Origin of the sequence: uncultured Flavonifractor sp. (assembly GCF_944385615.1) — a bacterium.
Lineage (GTDB): Bacteria > Bacillota > Clostridia > Oscillospirales > Oscillospiraceae > Flavonifractor.
Window position 1 is genome coordinate 1 of record NZ_CALWXV010000080.1, and the last position, 8,641, is coordinate 8,641.

Genomic DNA, 8,641 nt, shown 5'->3' on the forward strand with positions numbered 1-8,641 from the left:
GGGGATCTTGCTATCACCCAGGCAGACGCAGTGGAACTTCTGCAAAATCTCCCGGAGGATCTTTCCCCGGAGCGCCGTGCGGTGGTGGAGACCGCCTGCAAGCTGGTGGGCAAGGTCAACTACTTTTGGGGCGGAAAATCCCTGGTTCTCGGCTGGGACTCCCGCTGGGGGCAGCTCTCCAAGGTGTGGGCGGACGGCAACTCCACAACCGGCACCTATCGGCCCTATGGGCTGGACTGTTCCGGCTTTGTGGACTGGACTTTCTATAATGTCAGCAACGGCGAATATGTTATCGGCCATGGTGGCGGCGCTCATATGCAGCACACCTACTGTACCTCTATCTCCTGGGAAGAGGCCCAGCCCGGCGATCTGGTATTCTATCCAGAAGATACTCATGTTGGTATTGTAGGCGGCAGGGACGAAAACGGCAATCTGCTGATTGTCCACTGCGCCAGCGGAGCTAACAATGTGGTCATCACCGGCCTGGAGGGCTTTACTTCTATCGGACGCCCCCTGTATTACGGGGAATAAAATAAATCTCACGGTGAGACGCAATTCCTTTTGGAACGAGGTCTCGCCGTGAGATTTTTTAATCTTCAAACAGTTTGATACTGGGATCTCCAGTATCTCTGCAATCTTAAACATCGTTTCCATGGATCTCCGAAAACCTGTGTGGAGCTTTCGATTTTCTCTCAGATGACTATGGCTTGCTGATCTCGTTGACAAAGCCGCCTACATTAATCCGTGCAATTTGCGGCAGTATTGGCACTGTGGGAAATATAAGGAGAGAAATGCTGTTTTCCTGCCCTGTATTTTGTTTGGATGCATCATAAAATAGCCTTAGCTGCCCTTTTTAGGTTACCATAACAGAGATAAGGTATTCCTCCGTTGTAGTTAGAATATCTTTAATCCGATTACAATATAGGGTTAGGTCTTGTTTGAAAAAAGTGTAGTCTTGTTCTAAAGTACCAAGATAGCAATAGCGGCAAGGTAGACGAAGGCCAGAAAAGAGACATCCAATTTGTCATATCTGGTAGCGACTCTCCGAAACCATTTGATTTTCTGAAAGAAACACTCAACCAGATGCCGCTCCTTGTACAGATGCCAATATATGGGCCAGGGCTGGGAAACATTTTTCTGAGGTGGAATCACATAACTGGCCCCACGCCCTGAGATATATTCCCGGATGGCTTGCGCACCGTAAGCGCGGTCTGCCAGTATGTTGCTTCCAGTGATTTTGACTTGTTCCAATAGCTCAACGGCGTGAACAGAATCGTGGTCATTTCCAGCTGAGAGAAGGAACTCCACAGGATTCCCCAGACCATCCACGACAGCATGAATCTTTGTATTCAGCCCGCCTCTGGTGCGGCCAACTGCCTTATTCGCCGTTTTTTCCCCACCATTGGCACTTTCGTGTACCTTTATGCAGGTAGAGTCTACACTCAGGTTTCTCCATGTCTGCATCCCCAGAAAGTGTGTGAAATACTCTTTCCAGTGTACAATCATCCCGCCATTTGGCAAATCGGGCATACACTGACTGCCAGGGGCCGTAGGCCTCCGGCAGCTCCCGCCACTGGGCGCCGCTTCGGACAATCCAGAGCATTCCATTCAGCATCGTCCGATTGTCCTTACGCGGACGACCTCGCTTTCCTGTTTCTTCTGGTGGCAGCATCGGTTTGATCCGGTCCCATTGTTCTTTTGTTAACTCATAGTGATTCATGCCCTTAGTTTTACATATTGCCTCCTATTATGCAACTTTTATTTTTCAAACAAGACCTAAAGTTTGTAGGGAATTTGTCAACAGATCTGCATTGGATCTTTTTGGAAAATCTGATGAATGTTCTGAGATAAAGAAGAAAGATTGCCGCGCACTCTGCCACAGCACATAGCAATCTCTCTGAAAGTTAGCGGTGCTACCGAGCTTTTGAAACATATAGTTTGTAGGAGAAAGATGGACTTGTGTCGGCGGTTGTTGTATAATGCATAAAAACCAGCGATGATGGAAGGAAGATTCTGTTATGAACCAGAAAAATCGAGTTGCTTTGGCTGAATTGAGCGTGGAGCAGTATGATACCATCCTGAATCATTGCAATTCCAATATTTTTGTTACAGATGGTAAGGGCTGTATTTTATATGCAAATGATGCGGCGGAGCGGGCTTTGAATTGTTCATTTGAGCAACTGCACCGGATGGATATCTACCAGCTACAGGAGGAGGGGTATACCACCCATTCCTCCAGCGCTGATGCCATACGGACGGGGAAGAAGGCCTTTGCAGTTTACCGCAACAATTTGGGAGAGGAAATTGCTACCACATCCATTCCGGTGATGGATTCCGATCATACCATAATGATGGTTGTGACCCGGAGCGATGAGGTCGGGACCATTCTTTCTCAACAGAAAGAACTTGATCGCTACCGTTCCCTGTATAAACAGATGCTGAGTGCATCTGCCCCCGCAGTTGCGCCATTGATCGTCAAAGATAAACTGATGGAGGAGATTATCCACCGTCTAAAAAGATATAGTGATTCTGACGTTACAATTCTGCTTACAGGAGAGTCGGGCACCGGCAAGGAGGTCTTAGCAAATTATATCCAGCAGAACAGCCAGCGTCGGAATGAGGTCTTTTTGTCGATCAACTGTGCTGCCATTCCCAATGAACTAATTGAGTCGGAACTGTTTGGCTATGTGAAGGGAGCGTTCACTGGCGCAAGCCGAGAGGGGAAAGCGGGCATCTTTGAACTTGCTGACGGAGGTACCATTTTTTTGGATGAGGTGGGTGAGTTGTCTCTGATGGCCCAGTCTAAACTACTCCGGGTCTTGGAAAGCGGGGAGTTCATGCGCGTGGGCAGTACAAAAAATCAGAAGACCAATGTACGTGTGATTGCTGCTACCAACCGGGATCTAAAGGCTATGGTAAAGACAAAGGAGTTCCGTGCAGATCTGTACTACAGACTGTGCGTGGTACCGGTTGAGATTCCGCCTCTCAGGGACCGACCGGCGGATATCGGAGCCCTTGCAGTGCATTTTCTCGGCCTATTTAACCGGAAACACCGTATGAAAAGAGAACTTTCACCCGCATTTTTGGAGAGGCTGCAGCGCTGCCTGTGGCCTGGAAATATAAGGGAACTACGGAATGCCATGGGGAACTATGTGATTACAGGAGAGGAACCTGCTCTTTCGGAGAATCATCCCGCAGAAGGAGAGACCCTATTTCTACAAGATTTTCCGGCGGACCTGACGATTCCGCTGAAAGCGGTAATGGAGCAGGCAGAGGCCGGACACATCCGGGCGGTATTAAAGGCTTGCGACGGAGATGTGGCAAAAGCGGCGGATCATCTGGGGATCCACCGGAGTGTGTTGTATAAAAAGATCAACAAATATCATATGCGGCAAAGGACGACCTACGATTAAATACATTCTCAGACGCGGGCCTGTTGCAAAATAGAATTTTAAAAAATCAGGCCAAAGAAAAAGTTAGCGAGAACCGTCAAGACGGCGTTTCTCGCTAACTTTTTTAATGCAAAAATTTCCGCTCGGGTCTGAAAACTGCATTTTGCAACAGACTCCTCTTGAGTGAGATACGTATTGTCTCAATATAAAGCAAAATTCTTTATATTGAGACTTATTATTCTCGAAAAAGAGAAACATACGGTAAAATATACAAATATAACGCGAATTATTAATTAAAAAAACAAAAAATCGGCGCGAAATAATGGCATGGCGCTTGCTTTGTATGTGGCTGTAAGTCAAAAATGTTCTCTATGAGCAACCAGATGAAGAAAGGAAGGAATTAATATGTCCAATCTGAAGAACAAGCGCATTATTACTGTGGCGACCACCGGTGCCTGGCCCAAGAAGGCCAACAACCCCAACGTTCCGCTCCAGCCGGATGAGATTGCAGAGGAGATCTACCAGTGCTGGAAGATCGGAGCAGCGGTGGCCCATGTGCATGTGCGGGACCGGGAGGGCAATGACTCTATGAAAGTGGAGATATTTCAGCAGGTCGTGGATACCCTCCATGGATGTCATCCTGACTGCGATATCATCCTGAATCTGACGGCTGCTGGCGGTATTGCCAACTCAGAAGAGGACCGTATGGCGCCCTTTAAGACTCTGAAGCCGGAAATGGCCAGCTTTGACTGCGGTACGATGAACTGGATGCACATGGGGGTTTTCAATAACAATCCCCCCTTCTTGGAAAAGATGGGGCTGGCTATGCAGGAGGCCGGCGTCAAGCCTGAGATTGAAGTGTTTGACCCGGGCATGATTTTTGATGCGGGTTACTATCTGAAGAAGGGAATTCTGCAGGCACCGCTCCATTTCCAGTTCTGTATGGGCTGTGCGGGCGGCATCGCGGCTACGGCTGAGGACCTGATCTTCATGCGCAATACCCTGGAGCGCGTCGCCCCCGGTTCCACCTGGAGTGCCTTCGGTGTGGGCAAGGGTGCCATGGAAATTATGTATACCGCTATCGCGGCAGGCGGTCATATCCGGGTGGGAATGGAGGATAATGTGCTCTACAAGAAGGGCGTTCTCGCCGAAAGCAACATGCAGCTGATTGCTCGGGCCCGCCGTGTAGTAGAGGAGTACGGCTGTGAGGTAGCCACGCCGGACGAGGCGCGCGAGATCCTGGGTCTTAAAAAGTGAGTGCTTAACTGCTGGCGTTGTACTGAAGCAGTATGTGAAAAATGTCTTGACGGAGGAGAATATCCATGTCGTTTGCCATTGGACTTGGCGGGATTATTGTTGCTCTGGTGTTCCTGACCGCAGCGGTCTACAAGGGCTGGAGTATTTTATATAGCAGCATTATCAGCGTTATCATTATTGCGCTTACAAACGGATTGAATCTCTATACCGCGCTGACGGAGAACTATGTCAATATCATTCGAGCTGAGAAAGGAGCTAACCATGGAAAACGATAAGAAAACCCCTGCGGAGCTGGTCGCTGACCTGATGCTGGATCCGGGCTTTGTCCTGGTACCACAGGACCGCTACGAGGAACTCGTCCGAGCCGAGACGGAGCGGGATGTGCTTGAGGCGACCCTTTCGGATGAGAACAAGTACAGCATCAACACGGTTATGAAGGCCATCCTCGCGGCCAGGAGCCGCGTGCTGATCACCAGGGTCGAGGGAGAAACGCCGGAGGGCGAGGACAATGCTGAATAGGACCATCATCATGGGCCGTCTGACCCGAGACCCGGAGCTTCGGCGTACCCAGTCTGGAACCCCAGTCGCATCTTTCTCTCTGGCGGTCGAGCGGGACTTCAAGGACAAACAGACCGGAGAGAAGGTTACTGACTTCTTCGACATTGTGGCCTGGCGAAATTCGGCTGAGTTTGTTTCTCGATTCTTTACCAAGGGACGGATGGCCGTTGTGGAAGGGCGGCTCCAGAATCGGGACTGGCAGGATCGGGATGGCAACAAGCGCCGCTCTACCGAAATCATCGCCGACAATATCTACTTTGGAGACTCCAAGAGGGACGGAGATAGCTCGCTACAGCAGCAGGCATACGGAGGGTATGGTGGCTACGGCGGACCGCCGGGCGGATACGCTCCGCAAGCGGCTGGCTACGGCGGCCCTCCCTCTGGAGGATACCCGGCGTCCGACTTCACGGAGTTGGATGAAGACGATGGAGAATTGCCGTTCTGACCAAAGCGGGCTGCTTCCCCTGGCGGCGGCCCGCTTCCCGTAAGGAGGTGAAGTAAGTGTGGCAAAAGGACGCCTTATTAGCACGAACTTCTGGATGGACGGAAAGGTAGAGGATGACTTCACCCCGGAGGATAAATACGGATACCTCTGGTGCCTGACAAATCCTCACACCAATCTCTGCGGCTGCTATGAGGTCAGCATTAAACAGATTGCCCATGAGCTTGGGTACAACACCGATACCGCAGAACGCCTCCTGAAGCGGCTGGACGGGGCGCACAACGTTATTCGATACAGTGCTCCCACAAAGGAGCTTCTGGTGCTCAACTGGTATCGCTACAACTGGAACGCCTCGGAGAAGCTGGATAAGCCCCTGCTGGCCGAGATACGGGCGGTCAAGTGTGACCGCTTTCGAGAGTACCTGGCCGGCCGCTACAACGAGCGAGAGACAGTTGCAACGCCTTACGAGTGCGGCCCCGGCACACCGCCGGAACCAGAGGAGGGACCACCACCTGTTGGACGCGGCCGCAGGCCAGCTCCACTGGAACAGAAGGTGCGGCACAAGTACGGACAATATGGATGGGTGAGACTGACCGACGAAGAGTACGGGCGGCTTCAGAGCACACTCGGAGAAGATGAACTAAGGCGATGCATTACTTAAGCTGGGCAGTGTGGTGGCCGTCATCGTGGCCGGGATTTTGGATGTGGTCATTGGGCACCTGCTGGCCAACCTGCCGGGGGTGGAGCTGCCCTTTGCCTACACAGTACTGCTGTGCCCTCTGGTGGTCATCTGGTACATCCTCACCGAGGCGGGGAGTATCATCGAAAACGCCGGGGCACTGGGCGCGCCGGTGCCCGGGTGGCTCAGAAAGATGATCGCGGCATTGGAGCAGAAGGTGGAAGAGGCCGGGGACGGGATCGCCGGGAAAGAGGAATAGAGGATGAACCCCCCTCCGGGAAACCGGAGGGGGGCAGTATCTACACGGAAAAGCGAGGACAGTTCACATATGCTCCGGAAAAGAGGCTATTTCCTTGCTGTGTTTCAATAAGTTGTTTTGCTTTGTTATAAATTCCTGATTATAGCTGCAAGTGTGTTTTCTTTTTCGATTTTTTGGATGGCAGCTTTTCTTTCCGCCTCCTTCTTACGCTGTGCTTCCTGAGCCTTCTGTTTTAGACTGTTCGAATAAATCTCATTGACAATCAAAATCCATTCAGACATATAAGAAACAATGTTTGTTAATGTAAATTCGGTTTCATTTCCACACAAAGGCATACAAAGTTCATTCTCTGCACCTTTTTTCAGGTTGTGCGGTTTGTAATCAACCACGGAGGTATGACTAAAGTGCTCTCCTATCATAATCTGATACCAATCCTGAGGGATATCTCTATCCATGATAAACACAAGAGCGCTATTACGGTATGTTTTATTTACAATAGATGTTTTGAACCGAGCTGGATTGATCAGTTTATCTACAGCATTTTGAATTTTGAGCTTCTCTTGTTCTCTCCTATACTGGTCTGCACGGAGTTTCATTTCTCCAAGAATTTCTATTTCAGGATACAACCGATCCGATGGGTTTTGCTTAAATAACAGAGCAAACACATCATCCATAAACTTATATTCTGGAAAAACTGACCCTATAGTTTTATAATCTGCTGCCTGAGGAATTTCGCCAGTAAACATTTCGTTCAGAATTAGCGCAACAGCATAAATATCTGTCTGAGGAGTTGTTTGTCCACCTTTAGTCCGTTGTTCTGGTGCGGCGTATTGGAAGTTAGCCATTCTGTCGCCTTTTTTAGTTTCAACGACGGTTAGCAACTCATTCTCAGTAAAATGCGCAATTCCAAAATCACAGATGATTGGCTCAAAGCTATTAGTTTTAAACATGATATTTTCCGGTTTTATATCTCTGTGTATTGTTCCATTTTGGTGAGCATAATCTAAGCCCTCAATCAACCCGATAAAAATGTCCATAGCTTGTTCTGGAGTGAGTTTTTCTTTTATCTTATCGCGTAGTGTTTCAGCATATAACGGCATTACATAATACACATACTCTATATCATCCAAAACGGCGTATCCTCGATCCCAAATTTCAACAATATTTTTATGCTTATGACGTTCACAAAAGAATATCTCGTTCTTGAATCTTTTAAGCTTAGAGGGTGAAATATTTCGCTCAACAAACTTAATCGCAACAGATTCACCATCCTCGTTTTGAGCAGAAAACACGCGACCATTTCCACCAGAACCAACTTGCTTTATAAGCGTATATTCATCAAATGCGGTTTTGACTGTGGTTCCTTTTTGTAACTTGGCAGACACCAATCCCATAGCATTTTTAGTCTGCTTGCCAACCAATTCTTGCTTACTCATTTTTTGATTTTGTGCCTCCGTCTTATTGTTTATCAGTTGTTGCTATCGTAAAGATGTTTTATTCTACAAGTTCAAAATCTTTTCGTTCTCGCGGAATATGGAAGCTATATAATTTTGCATTTCATCAAATTCAAGCATTATACTACCACCTTTTGATTAATTAAGTAAGATAGCAATATCATACCACTGGTTTTCTACAATTTAAACATATTGATAAAGTTCAATATTGAATTTATAACTAAAAATGTGATATAACTCTATTAATTAGTAGGTCAGCATAAAATATACAACAGAAGCTTTGGTTAAAATATAAATTGCTTTGTCCATATTGGTACGGACCCAAATTAGAATCATGTAGCTTTCCATTATTGCTAAGATGTACAATTTTACATAATAGAACTTTTACTTATTAGGCCGTATTTCAAATACGACCTATCTGTACACAGATAAGATTATGAAAATTCCCTCTTATAGGATGGTGCAAAATCCTATAAGGGGGAATTTTTATTTTCGGGGTTTCTGCGCAGGACCCCTGTAAGACGGTAAGCGTAAAAACAGTCGGCGACTTGTCAGGGTAAAATGTCTCTGCCAAACTATAAGAGTCTGAGGAAGTGCATG

Annotated in this window: 10 protein-coding genes; 8 read left to right on the forward strand and 2 right to left on the reverse strand. The window is 47.9% G+C overall.

All coding sequences use genetic code 11. The features are described 5' to 3' along the window. Positions 1-531, forward strand: a 531-nt coding sequence (locus Q0J75_RS12780) for a C40 family peptidase (RefSeq protein WP_297202050.1), incomplete at its 5' end; no start/stop codon positions are given. 429 nt (positions 532-960) lie between these two features. On the opposite strand, the gene Q0J75_RS12785 is transcribed toward Q0J75_RS12780, so the two are convergent. Beyond that, positions 961-1,720 (reverse strand): IS5 family transposase gene (locus Q0J75_RS12785; RefSeq protein ID WP_297202054.1). Its coding sequence is split into 2 segments (ribosomal slippage): positions 961-1,449 and positions 1,451-1,720, totalling 759 coding nucleotides; the frame shifts between segments, so codons are not numbered across the junction. Positions 1,721-2,018: 298 nt separating this feature from the next. Between Q0J75_RS12785 and Q0J75_RS12790 the strand changes: the two genes are divergently transcribed. The 7 genes from Q0J75_RS12790 to Q0J75_RS12820 all read left to right on the forward strand — a co-directional run bounded on the left by Q0J75_RS12790 (position 2,019) and on the right by Q0J75_RS12820 (position 6,587). Further along, positions 2,019-3,413, forward strand: coding sequence for a sigma-54 interaction domain-containing protein (locus Q0J75_RS12790; protein WP_297202057.1), 1,395 nt, complete (start codon positions 2,019-2,021; stop codon positions 3,411-3,413). 384 nt (positions 3,414-3,797) lie between these two features. Then, the gene (locus tag Q0J75_RS12795) at positions 3,798-4,649 is read left to right on the forward strand and encodes a 3-keto-5-aminohexanoate cleavage protein (RefSeq protein WP_297202059.1); all 852 of its coding nucleotides are present in this window, start codon (positions 3,798-3,800) and stop codon (positions 4,647-4,649) included. Between the two features lie 65 nt (positions 4,650-4,714). Then, positions 4,715-4,924 carry a hypothetical protein gene (locus Q0J75_RS12800; RefSeq protein ID WP_297202065.1) on the forward strand — a complete coding sequence of 70 codons (210 nt, stop codon included), beginning with the start codon at positions 4,715-4,717 and terminating at the stop codon, positions 4,922-4,924. Beyond that, on the forward strand, positions 4,911-5,168 hold the full coding sequence (locus Q0J75_RS12805; RefSeq protein ID WP_297202068.1) for a hypothetical protein: 258 nt from the start codon (positions 4,911-4,913) through the stop codon (positions 5,166-5,168). Before Q0J75_RS12800 ends, Q0J75_RS12805 begins: the two co-directional genes overlap by 14 nt. Then, positions 5,158-5,652, forward strand: coding sequence for a single-stranded DNA-binding protein (locus Q0J75_RS12810; protein WP_297202071.1), 495 nt, complete (start codon positions 5,158-5,160; stop codon positions 5,650-5,652). Before Q0J75_RS12805 ends, Q0J75_RS12810 begins: the two co-directional genes overlap by 11 nt. Positions 5,653-5,710: 58 nt before the next feature. After that, on the forward strand, positions 5,711-6,310 hold the full coding sequence (locus Q0J75_RS12815) for a hypothetical protein (protein ID WP_297202074.1): 600 nt from the start codon (positions 5,711-5,713) through the stop codon (positions 6,308-6,310). Positions 6,311-6,320: 10 nt separating this feature from the next. Then, the gene (locus Q0J75_RS12820; RefSeq protein WP_297202076.1) at positions 6,321-6,587 is read left to right on the forward strand and encodes a phage holin family protein; all 267 of its coding nucleotides are present in this window, start codon (positions 6,321-6,323) and stop codon (positions 6,585-6,587) included. A 125-nt stretch (positions 6,588-6,712) separates the two neighbouring features. Here the strand turns inward: Q0J75_RS12820 and Q0J75_RS12825 are convergent, their stop codons facing one another. Beyond that, complete coding sequence (locus Q0J75_RS12825; RefSeq protein ID WP_297202079.1) at positions 6,713-8,023, reverse strand: serine/threonine-protein kinase; 1,311 nt, start codon at positions 8,021-8,023, stop codon at positions 6,713-6,715. Positions 8,024-8,641 lie beyond the last annotated feature (618 nt).

What these genes read in the sequence shown, in the direction of transcription:
- Q0J75_RS12790 (WP_297202057.1), top strand. Translation starts at nt 2,019, where the DNA reads ATGAACCAGAAAAATCGAGTTGCTTTGGCTGAATTGAGCGTGGAGCAG.
- Q0J75_RS12800 (WP_297202065.1), top strand. Translation starts at nt 4,715, where the DNA reads ATGTCGTTTGCCATTGGACTTGGCGGGATTATTGTTGCTCTGGTGTTC.
- Q0J75_RS12810 (WP_297202071.1), top strand. Translation starts at nt 5,158, where the DNA reads ATGCTGAATAGGACCATCATCATGGGCCGTCTGACCCGAGACCCGGAG.
- Q0J75_RS12795 (WP_297202059.1), top strand. Translation starts at nt 3,798, where the DNA reads ATGTCCAATCTGAAGAACAAGCGCATTATTACTGTGGCGACCACCGGT.
- Q0J75_RS12805 (WP_297202068.1), top strand. Translation starts at nt 4,911, where the DNA reads ATGGAAAACGATAAGAAAACCCCTGCGGAGCTGGTCGCTGACCTGATG.
- Q0J75_RS12825 (WP_297202079.1), bottom strand. Translation starts at nt 8,023, where the DNA reads ATGAGTAAGCAAGAATTGGTTGGCAAGCAGACTAAAAATGCTATGGGA.